This window comes from Streptomyces sp. 5-10, from assembly GCF_014712245.1.
In the GTDB taxonomy this organism is placed as follows: domain Bacteria; phylum Actinomycetota; class Actinomycetes; order Streptomycetales; family Streptomycetaceae; genus Streptomyces; species Streptomyces violaceusniger.
The window spans coordinates 280,507-303,197 of record NZ_JACVYG010000002.1 but is presented as its reverse complement, the minus strand read 5'-3'; the positions used below and the strand labels follow the sequence as shown (position 1 = coordinate 303,197).

15 protein-coding genes are annotated in these 22,691 nt (G+C 72.4%); 8 read left to right on the top strand and 7 right to left on the bottom strand.

Annotation, left to right across the window (positions count from 1 at the left end):
- Positions 1-159: 159 nt before the first annotated feature.
- The 8 genes from dusB to IEJ02_RS03685 all read left to right on the top strand — a co-directional run bounded on the left by dusB (position 160) and on the right by IEJ02_RS03685 (position 14,867).
- Entirely contained in the window at positions 160-1,386 is a 1,227-nt protein-coding gene (gene dusB / locus IEJ02_RS03720) for a tRNA dihydrouridine synthase DusB (RefSeq protein WP_191063339.1), read from the top strand.
- A 150-nt stretch (positions 1,387-1,536) separates the two neighbouring features.
- On the top strand, positions 1,537-2,775 hold the full coding sequence (locus IEJ02_RS50230; RefSeq protein WP_191063338.1) for a lipase family protein: 1,239 nt from the start codon (positions 1,537-1,539) through the stop codon (positions 2,773-2,775).
- Positions 2,772-5,009, top strand: a complete 2,238-nt coding sequence (locus IEJ02_RS03710; RefSeq protein WP_191063337.1) for a VMAP-C domain-containing protein — start codon at positions 2,772-2,774, stop codon at positions 5,007-5,009. The genes IEJ02_RS50230 and IEJ02_RS03710 overlap by 4 nt, the downstream gene beginning before the upstream one ends.
- Before the next feature lie 15 nt (positions 5,010-5,024).
- Positions 5,025-5,987: an AAA family ATPase gene (locus tag IEJ02_RS03705; protein WP_191063336.1), complete on the top strand. Its 963-nt coding sequence runs from the start codon at positions 5,025-5,027 to the stop codon at positions 5,985-5,987.
- Positions 5,984-9,493, top strand: coding sequence for an SAV_2336 N-terminal domain-related protein (locus IEJ02_RS03700; RefSeq protein ID WP_191063335.1), 3,510 nt, complete (start codon positions 5,984-5,986; stop codon positions 9,491-9,493). The genes IEJ02_RS03705 and IEJ02_RS03700 overlap by 4 nt, the downstream gene beginning before the upstream one ends.
- A gap of 557 nt (positions 9,494-10,050) precedes the next feature.
- Positions 10,051-12,777, top strand: a complete 2,727-nt coding sequence (gene ppdK / locus IEJ02_RS03695; RefSeq protein ID WP_191063334.1) for a pyruvate, phosphate dikinase — start codon at positions 10,051-10,053, stop codon at positions 12,775-12,777.
- A gap of 421 nt (positions 12,778-13,198) precedes the next feature.
- Positions 13,199-14,305: an ArsR/SmtB family transcription factor gene (locus tag IEJ02_RS03690; RefSeq protein ID WP_191063333.1), complete on the top strand. Its 1,107-nt coding sequence runs from the start codon at positions 13,199-13,201 to the stop codon at positions 14,303-14,305.
- 28 nt (positions 14,306-14,333) lie between these two features.
- The gene (locus IEJ02_RS03685) at positions 14,334-14,867 is read left to right on the top strand and encodes a FadR/GntR family transcriptional regulator (RefSeq protein WP_191063332.1); all 534 of its coding nucleotides are present in this window, start codon (positions 14,334-14,336) and stop codon (positions 14,865-14,867) included.
- A 12-nt stretch (positions 14,868-14,879) separates the two neighbouring features.
- On the opposite strand, the gene IEJ02_RS03680 is transcribed toward IEJ02_RS03685, so the two are convergent.
- From IEJ02_RS03680 to pcaH, 7 genes are all read right to left on the bottom strand, one after another.
- Entirely contained in the window at positions 14,880-15,767 is an 888-nt protein-coding gene (locus IEJ02_RS03680) for a carbohydrate ABC transporter permease (protein ID WP_191063331.1), read from the bottom strand.
- Positions 15,767-16,729: a carbohydrate ABC transporter permease gene (locus IEJ02_RS03675; protein ID WP_191063330.1), complete on the bottom strand. Its 963-nt coding sequence runs from the start codon at positions 16,727-16,729 to the stop codon at positions 15,767-15,769. Before IEJ02_RS03675 ends, IEJ02_RS03680 begins: the two co-directional genes overlap by 1 nt.
- The gene (locus tag IEJ02_RS03670; protein WP_191063329.1) at positions 16,729-17,994 is read right to left on the bottom strand and encodes an ABC transporter substrate-binding protein; all 1,266 of its coding nucleotides are present in this window, start codon (positions 17,992-17,994) and stop codon (positions 16,729-16,731) included. The genes IEJ02_RS03675 and IEJ02_RS03670 overlap by 1 nt, the downstream gene beginning before the upstream one ends.
- Before the next feature lie 88 nt (positions 17,995-18,082).
- Positions 18,083-19,366, bottom strand: coding sequence for a bifunctional 3-oxoadipate enol-lactonase/4-carboxymuconolactone decarboxylase PcaDC (gene pcaDC / locus IEJ02_RS03665; RefSeq protein ID WP_191063328.1), 1,284 nt, complete (start codon positions 19,364-19,366; stop codon positions 18,083-18,085).
- Positions 19,367-19,910: 544 nt separating this feature from the next.
- Positions 19,911-21,245, bottom strand: a complete 1,335-nt coding sequence (pcaB, locus tag IEJ02_RS03660) for a 3-carboxy-cis,cis-muconate cycloisomerase (RefSeq protein ID WP_223863303.1) — start codon at positions 21,243-21,245, stop codon at positions 19,911-19,913.
- On the bottom strand, positions 21,232-21,924 hold the full coding sequence (gene pcaG / locus IEJ02_RS03655; RefSeq protein ID WP_191063327.1) for a protocatechuate 3,4-dioxygenase subunit alpha: 693 nt from the start codon (positions 21,922-21,924) through the stop codon (positions 21,232-21,234). The genes pcaB and pcaG overlap by 14 nt, the downstream gene beginning before the upstream one ends.
- Positions 21,924-22,691, bottom strand: a complete 768-nt coding sequence (gene pcaH / locus IEJ02_RS03650) for a protocatechuate 3,4-dioxygenase subunit beta (RefSeq protein ID WP_191063326.1) — start codon at positions 22,689-22,691, stop codon at positions 21,924-21,926. The genes pcaG and pcaH overlap by 1 nt, the downstream gene beginning before the upstream one ends.

Genomic DNA, 22,691 nt, shown 5'->3' with positions numbered 1-22,691 from the left:
ACGCTACATCGATACCGTCGGTGTGGCGGTCATCACCGCCCTGTCGATCCCTCTCGCGGGTGCGGGACACGTTCCCTCTCGCGGGTGCGGGACAATGAGAGATCGGCCCCGCCCTTCGGCCCGCCCTCTCACCGTAGTACGCACGAGGAAGCTGATCCCATGACGCAATCGCCGCAGACGCCGCACACGGAGCGGACGCAGCTGCGGATCGGACCGCACACGGTCCAGCCGCCGGTCGTTCTGGCACCCATGGCCGGGATCACCAACGCTCCGTTCCGCACCCTGTGCAGGGAGTTCTCCGGCGGTAGGGGGCTGTTCGTCAGCGAGATGATCACCACCCGGGCGCTGGTGGAGCGGGACGCCAAGACGATGCGGCTGATCCACTTCGACGGCACCGAGAAGCCGCGCTCCATCCAGCTGTACGGGGTGGACCCGGTGACCGTCGGCAAGGCCGTCCAGATGATCGTGGACGAGGACCTCGCCGACCACATCGACCTCAACTTCGGCTGCCCGGTGCCCAAGGTGACCCGTAAGGGCGGCGGCTCGGCGCTCCCGTACAAGCGGCATCTGCTGCGCTCGATCCTGCGCGAGGCCGTGACCGCCGCCGGCCCGCTGCCGGTGACCATGAAGATGCGCAAGGGCATCGACGACGACCACATCACCTACCTCGACGCGGGCCGGATCGCGGTCGAGGAGGGCGTGACCGCGATCGCCCTGCACGGCCGCACCGCGGCCCAGCACTACGGCGGCACCGCCGACTGGGAGGCGATCGCCCGCCTGAAGGAGGCCGTCCCCGAGATCCCGGTGCTGGGCAACGGCGACATCTGGTCCGCCGACGACGCGGTCCGGATGATGCGCGAGACGGGCTGTGACGGCGTGGTCGTCGGGCGCGGCTGCCTGGGGCGGCCCTGGCTCTTCGGCGACCTGGTGGCCGCGTTCGAACCGGGCGGCGGGGCGGCGGCGTCCGGCCCTTCTGGCTCCTCCGGCTCCTCCGGCCCTTCCGGCCCCGGGGCCCCGGCGTACGCGCGGCCGACGCTCAAGGAGGTCGCGGCCGTGATGCGCCGCCACGCCGAGCTGCTCGCCGAGTGGCTGGAGGACGAGGAGCGCGGCGTGATCGACTTCCGTAAGCATGTCGCCTGGTACACCAAGGGCTTCTCGGTGGGCTCGGAGATGCGCAAGCGGCTGGCGATCACCTCGTCCCTCGCCGAGCTGGACGCCCTGCTGGCCGAGCTGGACCTGGACCAGGAGTGGCCCCCCGGCGCCGACGGCCCGCGCGGCCGCACCTCCGGCCGCAACCGCGTGGTGCTGCCCGACGGCTGGCTGGACGACCCGTACGACTGCGCGGGCGTCGGCGCGGACGCCGAACTGGACACCTCCGGCGGCTGAGCCGGGTAGACCGGGGCGTGAGCCGGGTAGGGGCCGTAAGCCGGACGGGCCGCGGGTCGGGCCCGGTAGTCCGGGGGTCACATGGGGGCATCACCGGTTAAAGTGATGGGCTCGTGGTCGCGGTGGGATCTGGACGATCTGGGGGGATCGGTGACAAGCGTCGTCTTCGTCCACGGCACGGGGGTCCGGGCCAAGTCGTACGAGAAGAGCCTCGCGCGGGTCGTGAGCGGCCTGGGGCGGGTGAGAGCCGAGATCAGGGTCGCCCGCTGCTTCTGGGGCGAGGAGCACGGCGCCTCACTGGGGCTCGGCGGGGCGTCGCTCCCGGTGCGCACGAAGAACCGCGGCGTCGGCGACGACGGCGCGCTGGACGAGGACGATCCGCTGGCCGTATGGGCGCTGCTGGAGGCGGATCCGCTCGCGGAGCTGCGGGAGTTCGCGGAGGCGGCGCACGACGACGGCGAGGAGACGGGCTTCGCGCCCGGCCGCGTCGACCCCTGGGAGACCGTCGCCGACACGGTGCGCCGCCTGACGCTCGCTGACACCGGGCAGACCGGCGGCAGCCTGCGGCAGCTCATCGCGGACCTCGCGCCGCACCTCGACGAGGCCGCCGACCGCGTGGCCGACGAGATCTCCGACAGCCTGGGCGGCACCTCGCCCGCCGACGGCATCGAGCCCATCGCCGCCCGCGCCGTGTACGCCCTGGCCGTCCGGCGCGCCGAGGGCCCGTACGGCGACGACGAGCCGCTCGCGGTGGACGGCGCCGACCGCGACGCCGCCGTCGGCGCGCTCACCGATCAGCTGGGCGGCACCGACCGGGGCGGATTCGTCGCCGGTGCCGCGAAGGGCGTCGCCGTACGGGCGTTCAACGCCTACGTTTCGCCGTTCTCCTGGCTGGCCCACGCCCAACGCGGCCGGATTACCGCCACGTCCGTCCCGGCCAGTGGCGACATCCTGCGCTACCAGGTGCGCGGCGCCGGGGTGCGCGCCGCGATCCGGGCGGCGGTGCGCGACGAGATCGCGTCGGGGAACGGCCCGGTGGTGCTGCTCGCCCACAGCCTCGGCGGTATCGCCTGTGTCGATCTGCTCGCCGAGCCCGATCCGCCCGCCGGTGTGGAGCTGCTGGTGACGGTCGGCTCCCAGGCGCCGTTCCTCTACGAACTGGACGCGCTCACCGCGCTGCGCCGTGACGAACCGCTGCCCGGCGCCTTCCCCCGCTGGCTCAACGTCTACGACGAGCGGGACCTGCTCGGCTTCGTCGGGGAGAAGGTCTTCCCCGGCCGGGTCACCGATCTGCGCGTCAACACCCGCCAGCCCTTCCCGCGCGCCCACACCTCGTACTTCGCCCACCAGCGGCTGTACGACCTGCTGGCCCCGGAGCTGCCGAAGTGACAGCGGTGGAGCACGACTGGCGCCGCACCCACGCCGTGATCGTGGCGGTCGAGCAGTACAGCGGCAGCGACAGCTGGACCCTCGACGGTCCGGTGCACGACGCGCTCGCGATGCGGACGTGGCTGACCGGGCTGGGCGTGCCGCCGGAGAACATCCTCCTGCTGGCCTCGCCCACGGAGGGGAACAAGGCCGCCGTGGAGGCGGCGGACCGCGACTACCGCCCGGCGGACGGCCACATCATCCGTAAGGTCTTCATGGAGGAGCTGCGGTCCCTCGACGCGGACCGGCTGTGGATCTACTGGGCGGGGCACGGCGTACAGGCCCCGGGAGGCCGCTGGAGCCTGCTGTACCCGGAGGCGCGGGACCGGGACATGCGGGGCCTCGACGCGCTGAACCTGATGACGCTGCTGCGCACCGAGCATCTGCCGAAGAAGGGCGTGGACCGGGTCACCGTGATCATCGACGCCTGCTGGCAGGCCCTTCCCCTCCGCACCCACATGATGGTCGCCAAACCGGACGAGCTCGCCACGAAGCCGGAGATCAACAGCGCCCGCGAGATCTACTGGATGCGCGCCTGCCAGCCCGGGGCGGTGTCCAAGAACCAGCAGGGCGCGGGCCTGTTCACCTCCGTGCTGTTACGGCAGCTCCAAGCGGCCTCCGCCGGCGGCGTGGCGCCGGACCTCGACCGGGTGTGGCAGGGGGTCCAGGACGAGTTCACCCGGCTGGGCCGGGAGGAGGGCCTGCGGCAGTTCCCGACCGTGCACATCAGCAGGGGGGACGGGAACGGCGAGGACATCCCGCTCGGCCCGCCCCGTTCGCCGCTGGACGAGCAGCAGCGGCGGGAGCGCGGCAAGCTGATCCACGCGGTCGGCGCGCTGCTGGGGGCGGAACCCGGCCGCGCGGCGGAGGTCGTCGTCGGGCTCTGCGAGCAGTTCACCACCGAACCGCCCGCCACGACGCCTCCCTCGGCGGAGGAGTTGGTCGACTGGGCGCTGGAGAACCCGCACGGCACCGTCACCCTCCTCGCGGAGCTCAGCGCACGGGCCCCGGCGCAGGCCCCGGTCCGCACGGAGATCCGCAAGGCGTGCCACGTGCTGCAGAACCAGTGGCTGACCCGTGCCGAGTACGCGGAGCTGACCGGGTTGCTGGAGCGGCTGGGGCAGCGGGGGCGGTGCGACGTCGCCGCGGAGGCCCGGGCGCTGTTCGGCCTGGTCGAGCTGGAGTTCCACGATCCGGTCCGGCTCGCCGACGCGCTGGAGGAGCTGCTGCCCAAGCCGGACCGGCTTCCCCAGCTGCTCAGGGTCGTGGAGCGCTTCGCGGCCGTCGACGACGGACCGGTCGCCGCCGAGCTGCGCGCCTGGTCGCTGCGGTGCGCCGAACGGCTGGGGCTGAAGGGCCAGCTGATGGAGCGGCGCGGCGAGGCCACGGAGTACGCCGAGGCCGTCAAGGCGGCCGGGCTCGCCCAGGATCCGGGGGCACCTCCCAGCGGTAGCCGGGGGAGTGTTCAGATCCGGCTCCACCCGTCCAGCGGCCCCGGACAGCGGCGTGCGTACGAGGTGTGGACGCGGCGCGGCGAGGACGTCCACGCCCTGGCCAAGGTGGACACCCCCGCCGCCCTGGACGAGATACAGGGCGGCCTCGAAGCCCTGCTGAACGCCCAGACCTACACCCCGGACACCCTGGTGGAGTTCTTCGTCTCCGCCACCGACCTCGAACTGGCCGTGCACCAATGGCAGTTCGCCCATCCCGTCAAGCGCCATCTGGGCACCGACTATCCGGTCGTCATGCGCTGCACCGAATTCCGCGAACCCCAGCGGCACGATCTGTGGAAGCGCCGCTGGAACCGCGTCGGCACCGCCGGCACCGAGGAGCTGCGCTGGCTGCCGGGCCATATGGACTGCGGTGAGGTGTACCGCGTCGTCCAGCAGTCCATGGACACTCCGGGCGCGCTGACGACCGCCCCCTCGCGGGCCCGGGCGGATCTCTTCAACGCCTGTCTGTTCGGCGGGGTGCCCGTCCTCCTATGGCACGGCGAGGCGGAACCGTCCATAGCGGAGGACGAGCTACGCGAACTCCTCGGCGAGGAGCGGCCCCTGCGCTCCCTTCCCCAGCGGCTGCGTGAACTCCGCTCCGACAGCGACCCCTACAAGAGCCACCACGGCCGCCATATGGCCCTCCTGTGGGACGATCCGCACCGCCCGCTCCCCGACCAACTCGACCTGTCCGCACCCTGAGGAGAGACGAAGAAGATGGCACAGGACTGGAGGCTCTTCCAGGGCGGCGACACCCGGCCCCACAAGGTGGAGACCTGGCCCTCCGCCCCGCCGTGGCGGCGCTTCGGCGACGACGCGCGGCGCCGGGACACGGAGCGGCCGCTGCCGTACCTGATCTCCGACGAGGACCGCGACGTCGTCAACATGGCGCTGCACCTGCACCGCCCGCTGCTGGTCACCGGCCGCCCCGGCACCGGCAAGTCGACCCTGGCCCACGCCATCGCCCGCGAGCTGATGCTGGGCGAGGTGCTGCACTGGCCGGTCAACAGCCGCTCCACGCTCGCCGAGGGCCTCTACTCGTACGACGCGGTGGGCAGGCTGCGCGAAGCCTCCCTCAAGCGGCGCGCCGACGAGAGCGCCGGGACCGAGCCGGACATCGGCGACTACCTCCGGCTCGGCCCGCTCGGCACCGCGCTCCTTCCGGCCCGCACACCGCGCGTGCTGCTCGTGGACGAGCTCGACAAGGGCGATGTCGACCTGCCCAATGACCTCCTTACGGTCTTCGAGGAGGGCGAGTTCGAGATTCCGGAGCTGGCCCGCCTGGGGGAGGGGAAGACGGTCCACGTGCAGATCGCCGGCTCCCGGGAGAAGGTCGGGATCACCAGCGGCTGGGTCAGCTGCCGGGTCTTCCCCGTCGTCGTCATCACCAGCAACGGCGAGCGCGAGTTCCCCCCGGCGTTCCTGCGCCGCTGCGTCCGGCTCGACCTCAAGCAGCCCGACGAGGCGCAGCTGCGGAGAATCGTCACCATGCATCTGGGCGAGGAGGTCGGCGCGCGGGCCCAGGAGCTGATCGCCGACTTCGTGTCCCGGCGCAACGAGCGGGAGCTGGCCACCGACCAGCTGCTCAACGCGGTCCGGCTGCGGTCCTCCGGGGTGCGGGTCGACCAGGACGTCCTCGACAAGCTGTTCCGCTCGCTGAACGACGTCGACGCGCCATGATCGAGCGGCTGTGCGCCCTGCTGGAGGACGCGGGGGTCGAGCTCTCCGAGGTGGAGCTGCGCGACGTCCTGTGGTTCGCCGCCACCACCGCCCCGGCCCGCGGCGAAGGGGACGGCGGCGAACCGGCGCCGTCCCGGCGTTCCGCCGCTCCCGCCTCCGGCGCGGCCGACGGCGAGGACGAGGCGAAGGACGCCCAGCGGCAGCCCACCGGGGCCCTCACCCCCGGCGAACCCGAGTCCGGCCCCCTCGTCCCCGCCGGGCTCTACGCCCCCGGCGCCGCCCGCCCCGCAGCGGCCCGCCCGGCGCGCGCCGTCGGCGTCCGGGGCGTCCGGGCGCTCCCCGGGACGCGCGGGCTGTCCCGCGCGCTGCGGCCGCTGCGGCGCAGCGTGCCGTCCCGTACGTCCTTCCGCGTCGACGAGACCGCCACCGCCGAGTGGATCGCCGAGACCGGCCTGCCGGACGTGGTGCTGCGCCCCCGCCCGGAGCGCTGGCTGAGCGTCGCGCTCATCGTGGACGACGGCCCGTCGATGGTGCTGTGGCAGCAGCTCGCCGCCGAGGTGCGCGGACTGCTGGAGCGGCAGGGCGCCTTCCGTTCCGTACGGACCTACGGCCTGGACAGCGCCCCCGAGGACCGGCCGGTGCTCAGGGCGCGCCCGTACGCCCCCGGCGCCCCGCGCCGCACCGCCCGCCAGCTCACCGACACCTCCGGCCGCACCGTGATGCTGGTCCTCTCGGACGGGGTGGGCCCGGGGTGGCGCGGCGGCGCGATTCCGCGGCTGCTGCGCCGCTGGGCCCGCCACTCGCCGGTGGCGGTGCTCCAGCCGCTGCCCGCGCGGATGTGGCCGGAGCGCGGTATGCCCACCCAGCGGCTGCTGGTCGACGCGGGCGGCCGCGAGGGCGCGCCGGGCCGTGCGCTGTCGGTGCGCCACCCGGTGCTGCCGCGCGGCCTGGTGTCGTACGACGGCACGACACCGGTGCCCGTGCTGGAGCTGGCCGAGGGCGAGCTGGGCACATGGGCGGCGCTGACCGGTACGGGTGGCGGCGGCGAACCGCTGCCGGTGATGCTGCTGGACGGCGCGGAGAAGCCGGTGGCCGCGCGGGCCACGGCCCATGTCCCCGAGCCGACGGCCGAGGAGCGGCTGCGCCGCTTCCGGGGCGCCGCCTCGCCCGAGGCCCAGCGCCTGGCCGGGGCGCTGGCCACCGTGCATCCGCTGACGCTGCCGGTGATGCGGCTGATCCACCAGGCGGGCGCGGGCCGCGGGGAGCGCTTCCACCCGGCGCAGCTGGCCGAGGTGTTCCTGGGCGGGCTGCTGCGCGGACGGGAGGGGAGCGCGGAGGAGTACGAGTTCCACCCCGGCGTCGCGGATCTGCTGCTGGACGCGGTCCGGACGTCGGACGCGCTGGAGACGGCGGCGCAGGTCACCGAGTTCCTGCTGCACCGCCAGGGCAGCGGCCCCGAGTTCCGCGCCCGGCTCTCCGGCGACCACGGGGACTCCCGCGTCGCCGAGGAGGCCCGCCCGTTCGCGGCGGCGTCGCCGGAGCTGCTGTCGCGGCTGGGGTTGCTGGAGGACGCGGCGGAGGAGGAGCCGCCGCCGCGGCCGAAGGCGCCGGAACGGCAGCCGGTGGTACCGGCCGCCACCTTCCCCCCTCGCTCCTACACCTCCGAGCGCGTCCAGCCGCCGGTGATGGCGGTGGTGCGGCGGATCGCGGCGGACGACGGGCTGCCGAAGTCGGTGCGCGACTACGTCGACAAGATGCTGGACGAAGCCGATGAGCGGAACGAGGAAACCGGCTGGTGGGGGGTGCGGACCCTGCCCGACCTGGCCAAGCAGCTGGTCGACGCCGGGTGGCCGGAGTACGCGGACGAACTGCGGGAGACGGCGCGGGAGCAGATCGAAGGGCTCGGATCCCGGGAAGACCTCGAATCCCGCAATCTCCGCGGGCATCTGGCGATCACCCTGAACCAGCTCGGGGAGCACGATGAGGCGGAGCGCGAGCTGCGCGCGGTGGTCGCGGCCTCGGGACGGGTGCACGGCGAGGAACACGACTACACGCTCTTCGCCCGCGGCTACCTCGTCGATCTGCTGAGCGACGCCGAGCGGGCCGAGGCGGCGGAGGAGGAGTGCCGCACGCTGATCGAGGCATGGGAGCGCCGGGAGGGCGACGACTGCCGGCGGCATGCCCAGGCCAAGCATCTGCGGCGCGGGCGCCTGCTGTTGGACCTCGATCGCGAGGCGGAGGCCGAGGAGGAAATCCGGGTCTCGGTATCCATGGCGCGGGAACTGTATGGGCCCACGCACTACGACACCGTCAACGCACGTGCCTGGCTGTCGACCGCGCTGCGGCGGCTGGATCGCTTCGACGAGGCGGAGGCCGAGATGCGGGCGGCGGCCGAGGAGTGCGCCGCGTCGGCGGAATCGGAGGTGGATTCGCCGCTGTTGACGGCGCTCTTCACGCTCGGCGACCTCCTGAACCTCAGGCAGCGCCATGAAGAGGCGGAGGCGCTCTGGCACGATCTGGTCGACAGGACATCGGCGGGCCTCAGCCCCACCCACTGGCGAGTGCGCTGGGCGCGTCGCAACCGTGTCGAGCGCCTGCGCGTCCTGCGGCGGTACGCCGAGGCGGAGTCCGAGGCCGACGCACTGGTGGAGGAGTCGTTCGCCGCCGTAGGGGAACGGCACGAGACCTCGTTCACCGCGCTGCGGACGCGAGCGAAGGTCCTGGACGACCAGGAGCGGTACGACGAGGCGCAAGCGGCCTACCGCGACCTTCTGGCACGGCAGACCGCCGTGCTCGGGGACGGGCATCACAACACCCTCACCACCCGGCACCAACTGGCGACCAGCCTGGGGAGGGCCGGACGACACGAGGAGGCGCTGGCGGAGTACACCGAGGTGCTCCAGGGCCGCATCCGCGCCTCGGGACCGGACGCCCAGGCGACGCTGGTGGCGCGATACAGCCGTGCCGGGGCCCTGACGCGCGTCGACCGCGTGGAGGAGGCCGAGCGGGAGTACCGCCTGACCATGGAGGGGGAGGCCCGGGTGCTGGGGCCGGACGACCCGAGCGCCTTGCTGACCCTCGTCCAACTGGCCGGCCTGCTGCGCGACCAGAAGCGTTACGAGGAGTCCGAATCCTTGTTCCGCCGGGTGGTCGAGGGGCGCACGCGAGCTGTGGGGGCCGAGGCCAAGGAGACGCTGGCCGCCCGGCACAGCCTGGGCAATGTGCTCAACAAGCTGGGCCGCTTCGCCGAGGCCGAGACGGAGATCCGGGAAACGCTCACGGCCCGGCAGCGCGTTCTGGGACCCGAGAACGTCGGCACCCTCTGGACCCGACACAACCTCGGCACCACCCTCAAGGGCCTCGGCCGCCTCGACGAGGCGGAGGCCGAATGGCGGGCCGTGCTGGAGATCAGTGAGCGCGTCCTGGGCGAGGAGCACAACTGCACCGTTCGGACCCGCGAAGCCCTCGCGGGGCTGTGGGGGCCCGGGAACGACCAGTCGTCCTGAAATATGGCGCGATTCGTTCGCGGGGAACGCCGGGCCCCAGCCCGTGATGCGGAGAGGCACCGCATCAGGGGACCGCGGACGAGCCGGCCCTCGGCATCCGCGGAGGTGGTCGGCCACCCCTCTCGGCGTGTCGCTCATCTGAGCGTACCCCCTCTCGTTGTATCCAAAAGGCGAGACAATGGGCCCTGGCAAGGCGTGATTCTCGCCACTCTGATCGGGCCTTCGCTCAGATGAGCGGCGACTGAGGGGTGATCCGGTGGCACCCGGCTGTGCTCACCTCTCCAATGCGTGGCACTCAGTGCCACCCACTTGATGTTCGACACCTCGAACCATCGGTTACGTATAGTGAAATTCCAAGCGTCCATCACGGGCGGAGGGTGGGTGTGTGTTCGAGGCTTGAAGTCACCTCGTAAGAGCCTCGCTCGGGCGCCGCACTTTCGAACACGTGGCAGGCGGGTGGTTACAGCCGTATGACGGTGGAGTGGACCTGCTCAGGAGCCTTTGATCTGGGTACGCTCCCCGCCGTCAGGGCAGCCGAGCCGAGGAGATCGAGTCCCGTGCCGGAAAAACAAGATCAGCAGAAGTTCGTTTACGACTTCACCGAGGGCAACAAGGATCTCAAGGACCTGCTCGGCGGGAAGGGGGCCAACCTCGCCGAGATGACCAATCTCGGTCTCCCCGTGCCACCGGGCTTCACCATCACCACCGAGGCCTGCAAGGTCTACCTGGACAGCGGTGCGGAGCCCCCGGCCCTGCGCGACGAGGTGAGTGCGCACCTCGACGCGCTCGAAGCGAAGATGGGCAAGAAGCTCGGCCAGGCGGACAACCCCCTCCTCGTGTCCGTACGGTCCGGCGCCAAGTTCTCGATGCCCGGGATGATGGACACCGTCCTCAACATCGGCCTCTCCGACCAGTCCGTGGCCGGCCTCGCCGCGCAGGCGGGTGACGACCGGTTCGCCTGGGACTCCTACCGGCGTCTCATCCAGATGTTCGGCAAGACCGTGCTCGGCGTGGACGGCGACCTCTTCGAGGAGGCCATCGAGCAGGCCAAGCGCGCCAAGGGCGTCACCGTCGACGTGGACCTCGACGCCGCCGACCTCAAGAAGCTGGTCGGCGAGTTCAAGGAGATCGTCGCCAAGGAGACCGGCCGGGGCTTCCCGCAGGAGCCGCGCGAGCAGATGGACCTCGCCGTCCGAGCCGTGTTCGACTCCTGGAACGGCGACCGCGCCAAGCTCTACCGCCGCCAGGAGCGCATCCCCCACGACCTCGGCACCGCGGTCAACATCTGCTCCATGGTCTTCGGCAACCTCGGCCCCGACTCGGGCACCGGCGTCGCCTTCACCCGCGACCCGGCCAGCGGCCACCAGGGCGTCTACGGCGACTACCTGCAGAACGCCCAGGGCGAGGACGTGGTCGCGGGCATCCGCAACACCGTGCCGCTGGCCGACCTCGAGCAGATCGACCAGCGGTCCTACGAGCAGCTGATGCAGATCATGGAAACCCTCGAGACGCACTACAAGGACCTGTGCGACATCGAGTTCACCATCGAGCGCGGCAAGCTGTGGATGCTCCAGACCCGCGTCGGCAAGCGCACCGCCGGGGCCGCCTTCCGGATCGCCACCCAGCTGGTCGACCAGGGGCTGATCGACGAGGCCGAGGCGCTGCGCCGGGTCAACGGGGCGCAGCTCGCGCAGCTGATGTTCCCGCGCTTCGACGACGAGGTCGCCTCCGGCGACAGCGTCCAGAAGATCGGCCGGGGCATCGCCGCGTCCCCGGGCGCCGCCGTCGGCAAGGCCGTCTTCGACTCGTACACCGCCGTCAAATGGTCGCGCTCGGGCGAGAAGGTCATCCTCATCCGCCGCGAGACCAACCCCGACGACCTCGACGGCATGATCGCCGCGGAGGGCATTCTGACCTCGCGCGGCGGCAAGACCTCACACGCCGCCGTCGTCGCCCGCGGCATGGGCAAGACCTGCGTGTGCGGCGCCGAGGAGCTGGAGGTCGACACCAAGCGGCGCCGGATGACGGTGCCCGGCCGGGACGGCAAGGACGGCCTCGTCATCGAGGAGGGCGACGTCGTCTCGATCGACGGCTCCTCCGGCAAGGTCTACCTCGGCGAGGTCCCCGTCGTGCCGTCCCCGGTCGTCGAGTACTTCGAGGGCCGGATGCACGCGGGCGCCGACGAGGCCGACGAGCTGGTCGGCGCCGTGCACCGGATCATGGCGTACGCGGACCGGGTGCGCCGGCTGCGCGTACGGGCCAACGCGGACAACGCCGAGGACGCCGCCCGCGCCCGGCGGTTCGGCGCCCAGGGCATCGGGCTGTGCCGCACCGAGCACATGTTCCTCGGCGAGCGCCGGGAGAAGGTCGAGCGGCTGATCCTCGCCCACACCGACGAGGAGCGGGACACCGCGCTGGGCGAGCTGCTGCCGCTGCAGAAGGACGACTTCGTCGAGCTCTTCGAGGCGATGGACGGGCTGCCGGTCACCGTCCGGCTGCTCGACCCGCCGCTGCACGAGTTCCTGCCCGACATCACCGAGCTGTCGGTGCGCGTCGCGCTCGCCGAGTCCCGCAAGGACCACAACGAGAACGATCTGCGGCTGCTCCAGGCCGTCCACCGGCTGCATGAGCAGAACCCGATGCTCGGCCTGCGCGGGGTCCGCCTGGGCCTGGTCATTCCGGGGCTGTTCGCCATGCAGGTGCGGGCGATCGCCGAGGCCGCCGCCGAGCGCCTGGGCGTCAAGGGCGACCCGCGGGCCGAGATCATGATTCCGCTGGTCGGCACGGTCCAGGAGCTGGAGATCGTCCGCGAGGAGGCCGAGCGGGTCATCGCGGAGGTCGAGCGGGCCCGGGGCGTGGACCTCAAGCTCACCCTCGGCACCATGATCGAGCTGCCGCGCGCCGCGCTGACCGCCGCCCAGATCGCCGAATCCGCCGACTTCTTCTCCTTCGGCACCAACGACCTCACCCAGACCGTCTGGGGCTTCTCCCGTGACGACGTCGAGGCCAGCTTCTTCACCGCCTACCTGGAGAAGGGCATCTTCGGCGTCAGCCCGTTCGAGACCATCGACAAGGACGGCGTCGGCTCCCTCGTCCGCGACGCCGCCCAGGCGGGCCGCGCCACCCGCCCCGACCTCAAGCTGGGCGTCTGCGGTGAGCACGGCGGCGACCCGGAGTCCGTCCACTTCTTCCACGAGGTGGGCCTGGACTACGTCTCCTGCTCCCCGTTCCGCATCCCCGTGGCCCGCCTGGAGGCCGGCCGCGCGGCGGCCAATGGCCGGTAGGAGCCCATAAGACCACCGGAGCCGGCGCCGGGAACACCCACCCTCACCCCCGGCGGTGGCTCCGGATCTCAAAGGGGGCGGCACCTTGTGCGGAGGTGCCGCCCCCTCTCACTCCCCCCACGGGAGCTGTTGCCGCGCGCATCGGCTACGTGCGGCAACACAAGTGCCCAGTCGCCGTAACGTACTCGTCACCCCCCACGGGAACGAGCAAACTGGCTCTGAGCACCGCCTGTTGAATTCCGGACGGCCGCCGGAAGCTTTTCCCGGTGGCCCCGGCTTTCCTGGGGAACAGCTTTCCTCTTCCGGGCTCCGCGCCGCTCCCCGTTTCACATCTGGCCAAAAGGGCGTGGTGACTGACCGTGCCAGCGTGCATACTCATCGGTGATCGGGGGGCGGTCGCAATGTCACGTGTGGGGGTCTGGTGCTCCGTGTTCATTTCAGTGAACTCGATCTGGCCCGGCTGCGGATGGCGGTCCGCCCGGACGCGCTCTGGGAAACCGTTTTAAGTTTCCATAGGTTGCGGGAGAACCGGGCCGAGTCCGTATACGGGAAATGGCGTTCGGAGGCGCGAAACCGACTCAATGGCGAAGCGCGGCTGCTTGCGCCGCTCATTCCGTCGCGGGGCTATTTCCCGGACTTCCTGACACCCGCCGAAGAGGTAATCGGTTGCGATGCCGCGATGTCCGCGCTGCGCGCCATCCCGGGTGAGCGCTTGCATACGGAGCTGGCCGGGCTTCCGGCGGCCCGGGCGCTCCCGGGGTGGATACGGGATCTGGCGCAGGGCGAGCGGAGATCGCTGGACCGGCTGATCAGCACGCTGCGCGCCTACCACCAGGCCGCCGTCGCCCCGTACTGGCCGCATATCCAGGCCCGGATCGAGGCCGACCGGGTGGCCCGGGGCCGCGCCCTGCTGGACGGGGGCGCCGATGGGTTGCTGGCCTCGCTGCCGCCGACGATGCGGTGGCGGGCGCCCGTGCTGGAGGTCGACTATCCGGTGGATCGCGATCTGTGGCTGCGGGGGCGGGGGTTGCTGCTGTTGCCGTCGTTCTTCTGCCGGGGGACGCCGGTGACCTACCGGAACCCGGAGCTGACGCCCGTTCTGGTCTACCCCGTCGAACACGCCCGGTGCGGTGTGATACCCCGCCCCGAGCAGCGGCCCGCCGTGGCGTCCGGGTCCGGGGCCGGGGCCGGGGCCGAGTCCGGGTCCGCCCGGACGCTCGGCAAGCTGGTCGGGCAGACCCGCTCGGCGGTGCTGCTGGAGGTCGGCGGCGGCTGTACGACCAGTGAACTGGCCCGCAGGGTGGGCGTATCGCTGGCCTCGGCCAGTCAGCACGCCAGTGTGCTGCGCGAGGCGGGCCTGGTGCACACCCTGCGCCAGGGCAGCGCCGTCCTGCACACGCTGACCCCGCTGGGGGCGGCGCTGCTGCGGGGCGGGGCGCCGGGGGAGCGCGTCTTCGGGGCACCGGCGGCACCGGCGGCGCTGCCGCCGGTCGCCACGAGCGGACGGGGGCCGTCAGGGCGCGGATGAGGCTTTCCGGGCAGGAAGGGGTGGCGGGATGACCGCGACCGACGAGGCGGCGGACGGCCTCCGCGCCATGATCGCCAAGGGTGAGCTGACCCCCGGGCAGCAGCTCCCCGCCGAGCCCGAACTCTGTGCGCGGCTCGGCGTCTCGCGCGGATCGCTGCGCGAGGCGGTGCGCTCCCTGGCCGCCCTCGGGCTGCTGGAGTCCCGCCACGGCTCCGGCACCTTCATCTCGGCGCTGCGCCCCGGGCAGATGCTGGCCGGGTTCGCCGCCACCGTGGACGTCCTGCCGCTCGACGGGCTGCTGGAGCTGTTCGACGTCCGCCGCCCCCTGGAGGCCCAGGCCGCCGCGCTGGCCGCCGCCCGCGCCGACGAGCGGGTCGTCGCCCGGCTGCGCGAGGTGCAGAAGCGGCTGGCCAGCGACCTCGGCCACGAGGCGCTGATCAACGCCATGGCCGCCCGCGATCCGGCGGCCGCCGCCGCGGCCGCCACCGCGCATCTGTCCCAGACCGAGGCCTGGCTGCGGCGGTACGCCCCGCTGCCGGACGACGGCCCGGCCGCCGGATGAGCCGCACCGGCCTCAGTCGTCGATGCCCGTGCGCTCGACGCCCGCGACGATATGGCGCTGGAGTACGAGGAAGACCACCAGCAGCGGCACGATCGACACCGCCGCCGCCACGAACAGCTCATGGAGGTTGACGGTCTGGGCCGTGGTGAACGTCGACAGCGCCACCTGCACCGTCCACGCGTCCCGGTCCTGCCCGATGACCAGCGGCCACAGGAAGGAGTTCCAGGCGCCGATGAAGACGATCGTGCCGACCGCCGCGAACACCGGCCGGGAGTTCGGCACCACGACCCGCCAGTACGTACGCCAGTAGCCAAGACCGTCCACCCGCGCCGCGTCCTCCAGCTCCCGGGGGAAGCCCAGGAAGTACTGGCGGAAGATGAACGCCGCGACCGCGCTGAACAGCGTGGGCACCACCAGACCGCGCAGCGTGGACACCCACCCGAGCGAGCTGACCAGCACGAAGCTGGGCACGAAGGTGACCGCCGCCGGGACCATCAAGGTGCCCAGGATCCAGTAGAAGACCACATTGGCGTAGGCGTACGGGATGCGGGCCAGGCCGTATCCGGCGAGCGAGGCCAGCAGCAGGGTGCCCACGGTGGTGAGGACCGCGATCAGCGAGGAGTTGAGCAGCGCGTGCGCCATCGGCACGTTGGGGTCGTCGAACAGCTCGCGGACGTTGGACCAGTGCAGCTCGCCCGGGAAGAACGTCCACCCCGGCGAGGTGATGTCCGCCTCGCTCGACAGACCGTTGCGCACCAGCAGGTAGAACGGGATCAGGAAGACCAGCGCGAGCGCGAGCAGCAGCACCAGCCGCACGGCGCGCCCCACGCCGACGAGGGCGTCCCGGACGTCGCGGGTGCTCCGGCGCCGGACGTCGCGCGACTTCGGGGGAGTGGGCATCAGTCCTCCTTCCGGCCCAGGCCGAACCAGCGGGCCTGCACCACCGTCACCACGGCGATGATCAGCGCCAGGATCACCGCGCCCGCACTGCCCAGGCCCAGGTTCTGGCCCTGGCCCAGCGCCGTGTAGTAGAGGTAGACCAGCGGCGGGCGGGCGTAGGGCGGATAGCCGCGGGAGTCCGACAGCAGGTTGTAGAACTCGTCGAACGCCTGGAAGGCGTTGATCACCAGCAGCAGCACCACCGCGACCGAGGTCGCCCGCAGCTGCGGAAAGGTGATGTGCCGGAACACCTGCCAGCCGGGCCGCGCCCCGTCCACGGCCGCCGCCTCGTACAGCCGCGGGGAGATGCGCTGCAGCCCGGCCAGGAACAGCACCATGTAGAACCCCGCCTGGAGCCACAGCCGTACGGTCACGATGACCAGCCAGTACCAGGGCGGGTCCGTGGTCGACAGCCAGGCGATCTGATCGGCGCCGAACCAGTCCAGCACGGTGTTGGCCAGCCCGAAGCGCACCCCGTTGAAGATCGACATCTTCCAGATCAGCGCCGCCACCACATACGAGCACGCCACCGGCAGGAAGAACACCGACCGGAAGAACGCCTGCGCCCAGCGCAGCCGGTTGACCATCAGCGCCAGCGCGAGCGAGAGCACGTAGGTGGCCGGGACGATGAACGCCGTGAAGACCAGGAAGGTCACCAGGCTGCCGGTGAACGCGTCGTCGCCCAGCATCGCCGTGTAGTTGTCGAAGCCGACGAAGTCCGTGGGCGAGACGGTGTTGTGCGCGTCGAAGAAGCTGAGGTAGACGCTCCAGGCCAGCGGGACGTAGGTGAAGAGGGTCAGCCCCAGGACGAACGGGCCGACGAATATCCAGAACCACAGATGGCGGTTCTGCGGGCCCAGGAGCCCGCGGACGAACGCCCCCCGCGTTCCCCGCGCCCCCCGCGTCCCCCACCTTCCCCGCATCAGCTCTTCTTCCGCACGCGCCGCAGCTCGGCCTCGGTCTTGCGGACCACCGACCGCAGCTCGCCGTCCGGATCGGCCCCGCCCTTGATGATCCGGCTCAGCGCGTCCTGGTAGGCCGTACGGCTCGCGGAGGTCCACAGCAGCGGCTCGGCGTGGCCGTGGTCGGTGGCGTAGCGCACCGCCTCACCGGCCGCGCCCTGCCGCAGCTTGGCCGCCTTCGTGGCGAGCGAGATCCGGGCGGGGATGTGGAAGCCGTAGCGGAGCGCGAAGTCCTCCTGGTAGTCGGTCCGTTCGATCCACAGCCACTTCACATACGCCTTCGCCAGCGCCTTGTGCCGGGCCCGGGCGCTGACCGCCGCCCCGTACGCGCCGACCGGCACCGCGGGCGCGCCGTGCGCCCCGTCCCGGGGGAACGGCAGCACCCCGAAGTCGTCCCCCAGCGCCTTCTTCACCTGCGGCAGCGCCCACAGCCCGGACCACTGCATGGCGGTGAGCCCCTGGGTGAACGCGGCCGGGTCCGACCAGTCGGAGGGCGCCCCGAGCAGCAGCGACTTCTCGGCGTAGAGGTGACGCAGCTTGCCGAGCGTCCGGGCGGCGGCCGGGTCGTCGAAGCCGACCTCGCCGTCCTCGGTGACCAGCGTGAGCCCGGCGGCGTTGAGCGGGGTGCCGCCGAGGACGCCGGGGCCGCCGTCATTGCCGAGGAAGAGCCCCTTGACGTGCTTGGTGGTCAGCTCCTTCGCCGCGTCGATCAGCGCGTCGAGGCTGCGCGGCGGCTCCACGCCCGCGTCCTCGAGCATGCTCTTGCGGTAGTAGAGCAACTGGGTGTCGATGACCTGCGGTACGGCCCAGATCTTGCCCTGATACGTCTTCGGGGCGAGCACGGCCGGGTTGAAGTCGTCCTTGGCCTCGCTGAGGAGATCGGTGAGGTCGACCACCTGACCGCCCTGGATCTGGTCCAGCGTCGGGCCGTTGACCTCGAAGACGTCCGGGCCGGACTTCGTGAGCAGCGCGGCGGCGGTCTGCTGGTCGTAGTTGCCCGGCCGCCACTGCACCTGGACGTTGGCCCTCTCGAACGCGTCGGCATAGCGCCTGACGGCCTGTTCGGTGCCGGGCTCGCCGTACTGGTGGTACCACTGCTCGAGCACCGGCTGGCCGGCGTGGTCATCGCCGTCCCGCCCGGTGTTCGACCCACAGGCGGAGGCGAGCGCGCCCGTGAGGGCCAGCCCTCCGCCCGCACCCAGCAGCCTTCGGCGACTCATGGACATTGGTGTGCGCCCCCTCGTCTCCCGGTCTCCGTATGACACAACGATCAACGATGGAGGCGGATTACGACAGAGGTGTTGCGGGGGGATGTCACTTTTCGGTATCGGAATGTGACGCTGAGTCGATGTCGGTGTCGGTGTCGATGTCGGTGTCGGTGTCGATGTCGAGGCCGGTGTCGGTGTCCGTGTCCATGTCGAGGTCCGGCTCGGCGTCGATCTCGTCGAAGACGCGCTGGGCGGTGGCGAAGGCCGAGTTGGCGGCCGGGACGCCGCAGTAGATCGCCGACTGGAGCAGCACCTCGCCGATCTCCTCGCGGGTGAGCCCGTTGCTGAGCGCGGCCCGGATGTGCATGGCCAGTTCGGCGTCATGGCCGTGGGCGATCAGCGCGGTGAGGGTGATACAGCTGCGGGTCCGCCGGTCCAGCCCGTCGGCGGTCCAGATCTCGCCCCAGGCGTAGCGGGTGATGAAGTCCTGGAAGCGGGCGGTGAACGGGGTCGTCCGGGCCACCGCGCGATCCACGTGGGCGTCCCCGAGGACGGCCCGGCGCACCGCCATCCCGGCGGCGTGGCGTGAGGCGTCGTCCCGCAGTTGCGACGGCGCCGGTCCGTTGAGGTGGGTGAGCAGCGCCCCGGTGACCGCCTCCGGCCGCTCCACGCCCGCGAGGTGCGCCGCCCCGGCGACCTCGAGCAGGCTCGCGCCGTGCACCGCGTCGGCGATCCGGCGGGCGTGGGAGGGCGGGGTCGCGGGGTCGTCGCGACCGGCCACGACGAGGGTGGGCGCCGTGATCTTCGCCAGGTCGGCCGTCATGTCGTACGCGGCGAGAGCGTCGCAGCAGGCGGCATAGCCCGCACGGTCGGTGGCCCGCAGATCCTCGATCAGCGCGGTGGCGAGGGGCGTGTGGGCGAAGTCGGGCGAGAACCAGGTGCCGGGGCGGCTCGCCACCATCGCCTCCGTCCCCTCGGCCCGTACGAGCGCGGCCCGCTCACGCCAGACGGCGGGGTCGCCGAACCGGGCCGAGGAGCAGACGACGGAGAGTCGGCTGATCCGGTCGGGGTGGTGTGCGGCGAGGTGCAGCCCGACCGCGCCGCCGATCGAAATCCCCGCGTACGCGAACCGCTCCCACCCCTGATCGTCGGCGAGCCGCAGCACGAGGGCGGCGAGATCGTCGATGGTGGCCGAGCCGTCCGAGGGCAGCGGCGCGACGGGCGACCCGCCGTGGCCGGGCAGATCCCACCGCAACACCCGGTGCTCCCGGGCAAGCGCGGGGAGCTGGGGCTCCCAGACGGCGAGGGAGGTGCCGAGGGAGGGGCCGAGGATGAGGGGTGGGGCGGTGGGGGGTCCGGTGAGGTTGTGGTGCGGACGGTTGTTGGTCATGGGGTGGGTGCTCCGGGGGTGCTCCGGTGGGTGGGCGGGTTGTGTTGTGCGGTGGGGGGTTTTCGGCTCCTTCCCGAACGATGGGCTCCCCCCTGGGGCCTGGGGTTTCGCTGCCTGGGCGCGGGCCGGTGGGTTTTCCCCTCCCCGCCCCTTCCCGAACCATGGGCTTCGCCCCTGGACCCCGGGGTTTGCCGCGTGGGCGCGGGCCAGCCTTCCCGAGTCATGGGCTTCGCTCCTGGACCCGGGGGTTTCGCTGCCTGGTGCGGGCCGGTGGGTGGGTTGTGCCCACCCGTTCCGCCAGGGGGCACCTCCCAGCGGTAGCTGGGGGAAGAACGATTGCCCACAACCGGGTGTATGGCCAGCCTCTCCAGGGGTACCTTCCAGCCCCTCCGGCGATTGAGGAGCGGGGTCCAGGGGCGGAGCCCCGGTGGGGGTTCGGGGGCGGAGCCCCCGAATCGGGGTCTGGGGCGGAGCCCCAGCGGGGGCCGGGGCCGCGCCCCGGTTCGGGAAGGGGCGGGGTGGGGACAGGCCCCCCCCGCAGGGGTTACGCATCGCGGGCCAGGGCCCGCGCCGTCAGGGCGGGGGCCGCGCCCACGTATGTGGTCGGGTCCGTCAATTCGCGTAGCCGATCAAGCGCCAGGACCCCCGACAGCGCTTCGGCCAGCCCCACCCCCTCCCGCGCCGCCTCCGCCAACAGCTCCTTCGCCCGGGCCCGGCCAACCCTCGGCGCAAGCGCGGCGATCAGGCGCTCGCTGACGATCAGCCCCTCCGTCAACCCCAGGTTCGCGGCCATCCGCTCAGGAAAGACCCGCAGCCCGGAGGCGAGCTCCGCGGCATCCCGGGCGGCACCCCCCGCGAGCCGCAACAGCTCCCGCAGCGGCGGCCACTCCGCATGCCACGCCCCACCCGGCCGTTCGTCCTCCGCGGCGAGCGAGCCGAGCAGGGTGGCGGCATGCCCCGGGGCCTGACGGGCCGCGGCGGCCATCAGCGTGGCGCGCACGGGGTTCGACTTATGGGGCATCGCGGACGAGCCACCCCCCGCCCCCTCCGCCACCTCGCCGATCTCCGTCCGCGAGAGCACCAGCACATCCGCCGCCACCTTCCCCAGTGCCCCCACGGCGAAGGCGAGCGCGGTGCCCAGGTCGGCGACGGGGGTGCGCAGGGTGTGCCACGGCAGGTCGGGCTCGGCGAGCCCGGTCTCCTCGGCGAACCGGCCCAGCAGCGGAACCCCGCCGTCGAAGGCGGCCAACGTGCCCGCCGCACCGCCCAGTTGGGCGGGCGGCCGCAGCGCCGCGAGCCGGTCGCGGGCGTCCAGGACGAGCGCCCGCCAGCCCGCCGCCTTCAGCCCGAAGGTGGTGGGCACGGCGTGCTGGGTGAGGGTGCGGCCGGGCATCGGGGTGTCGCGGTGCGCGGCGGCGAGCCGCGCCAGCTCCGCCGCCGTACGCTCCAGATCGGCCACGATCAGCGACAGTGCCCGCGCGGCCACCAGCATCATGGCCGTGTCCACGATGTCCTGGCTGGTCGCGCCCCGGTGGACGTACGACGCGGCCTCGCCGTCCGTACGGGCCACCGCCGCCGTGAGATCGGCGACCAGCGGGATGACCGGGTTGCCCCCGGCGCGGGCGCGCAGCGCCAGATCGCGTACGTCGTACAGCTCGACGCGGGCCGCGCCCGCCACCGCCTCCGCCGCACCGGCCGGTGCCACCACCCGCGCCAGCGCGGCCTCGGCGTCCAGCATGGCCCGCAGAAACGCCGTGTCGCCCGTGGCGGCCTCCACCGCCGACCCGGCCCGCACCGGGGACAGCAGCCCCACGTCGTCGCTGCCGGACGTACCAGGATCACCAGGACTACCAGGACCACCAGGACTAGCGGAACTCAAGGAAAACCGTCTCCCCTTCGCCTTGCAGGCGGATGTCGAAGCGATAGGTCCCCGGCGGGGACGCCGCCGTCGCCACCAGCGTCTCGCGGCGCGCCGGATCCAGCGAGGCGAGCAGCGGATCGGCCGCGTTGGCCTCGGCGTTCTCCGGGAAGTACACGCGGGTGAAGAGGTGGTGCAGCAGCCCCCGGGCGTGGACGCACACGCTGATGTACGGGGCGGCGGGCGCGGCCGGGCCGCCCGGCGGCAGCGTACGGGCCGTCCAGTGGCCGTCCGCGTCGGTGGCGATGCGGCCGAAGCCGGTGAAGTCCACGCCGTTGCGCCCGAGGAAGCCGCCGGTCACCGGGTCGCGCCGCATCGACCCGCCCGCGCCGGCGAGCGAGCCGTCCGGGCCCGCCTGCCACAGCTCCACCAGCGCGTCCGGAACGGGGGCTCCCTCGCCGTCGCGGACATAGCCGTGCAGCGTGATGGCGTCGGGGTGGCCCGCCGGGGCCATTTCGCCGCCGCCGGGGAAGGGCAGGGCGTAGCCGTAGAAGGGGCCCACGGTGTGGGAGGGGGTGGGCGCGAGCCTCTCGGCGGAGGCGCTTTCGCTGGGCGCGAGCCTCTCAGCGGAGGCGCTTTCGCTGGGCGCGAGCCCCTGCCCGGGTGCGAGCCCTTGCCCGGGTGCGAGCCTCTCGTTCATCAGCGCCCCTCCTCGATCCACGTGGCGGACGGCCCGTCCAGCACGATGTCCCAGCGGTAGCCCAGCGACCACTCCGGCCGCGACAGCGCGTGGTCGTAACGGGCGACCAGCCGTTGCCGCGCCGAGTCGTCCGTCACCGACTGCAGGATCGGGTCGTGGACGAAGAGCGGATCGCCGGGGAAGTACATTTGGGTGACCAGCCGCTGGGTGAACGCCGAGCCGAAGACGGAGAAGTGCAGATGCGCCGGGCGCCAGGCGTTCTCGTGGTTGCGCCACGGATACGCGCCCGGCTTGATGGTGGTGAAGTGGTACGAACCGTCGTCGCCGGTCAACGTCCGCCCCACACCGGTGAAGTTGGGGTCGAGCGGCGCGGGGTGCTGATCGCGCAGATGGGCGTAGCGGCCCGACGCGTTGGCCTGCCACAGCTCGATGAGCTGCCCCCGGACGGGGCGGCCCCGGCTGTCCAGGAGCCGTCCGGAGACGGTGATGCGCTCGCCGAGCGGCTCGCCCTGGTGCTGCACCGTGAGGTCGTTGTCGATCGCGGTGATGTCGGTGTGGCCGAAGACCGGGGTGTGCAGCTCCACGGTCTCCGGGTCGCCGTGCACCGCGACCAGCGGCTGCTTGGGGTGGCGCAGCACACTACTGCGGTACGGGGGGAAGTCGCGCGGCGGGTGGTCGGTGGCGGGAGCCCCCTCGGCGCGCGCCTTGTCGTACGACTCCCGTACCTGCGCGAGTTCGCGGTCGATGTCGGACTGGGTGAGAGCCAT

Bases quoted from the DNA above. Each gene is read 5' to 3' on its own strand.
- pcaH (WP_191063326.1), bottom strand. From the start codon at position 22,691: ATGGCTCTCACCCAGTCCGACATCGACCGCGAACTCGCGCAGGTACGG.
- IEJ02_RS03705 (WP_191063336.1), top strand. From the start codon at position 5,025: ATGGCACAGGACTGGAGGCTCTTCCAGGGCGGCGACACCCGGCCCCAC.
- pcaG (WP_191063327.1), bottom strand. From the start codon at position 21,924: ATGAACGAGAGGCTCGCACCCGGGCAAGGGCTCGCACCCGGGCAGGGG.
- dusB (WP_191063339.1), top strand. From the start codon at position 160: ATGACGCAATCGCCGCAGACGCCGCACACGGAGCGGACGCAGCTGCGG.
- IEJ02_RS03685 (WP_191063332.1), top strand. From the start codon at position 14,334: ATGACCGCGACCGACGAGGCGGCGGACGGCCTCCGCGCCATGATCGCC.
- IEJ02_RS03675 (WP_191063330.1), bottom strand. From the start codon at position 16,729: ATGCGGGGAAGGTGGGGGACGCGGGGGGCGCGGGGAACGCGGGGGGCG.
- IEJ02_RS03670 (WP_191063329.1), bottom strand. From the start codon at position 17,994: ATGTCCATGAGTCGCCGAAGGCTGCTGGGTGCGGGCGGAGGGCTGGCC.
- pcaDC (WP_191063328.1), bottom strand. From the start codon at position 19,366: ATGACCAACAACCGTCCGCACCACAACCTCACCGGACCCCCCACCGCC.
- IEJ02_RS03700 (WP_191063335.1), top strand. From the start codon at position 5,984: ATGATCGAGCGGCTGTGCGCCCTGCTGGAGGACGCGGGGGTCGAGCTC.
- IEJ02_RS03680 (WP_191063331.1), bottom strand. From the start codon at position 15,767: ATGCCCACTCCCCCGAAGTCGCGCGACGTCCGGCGCCGGAGCACCCGC.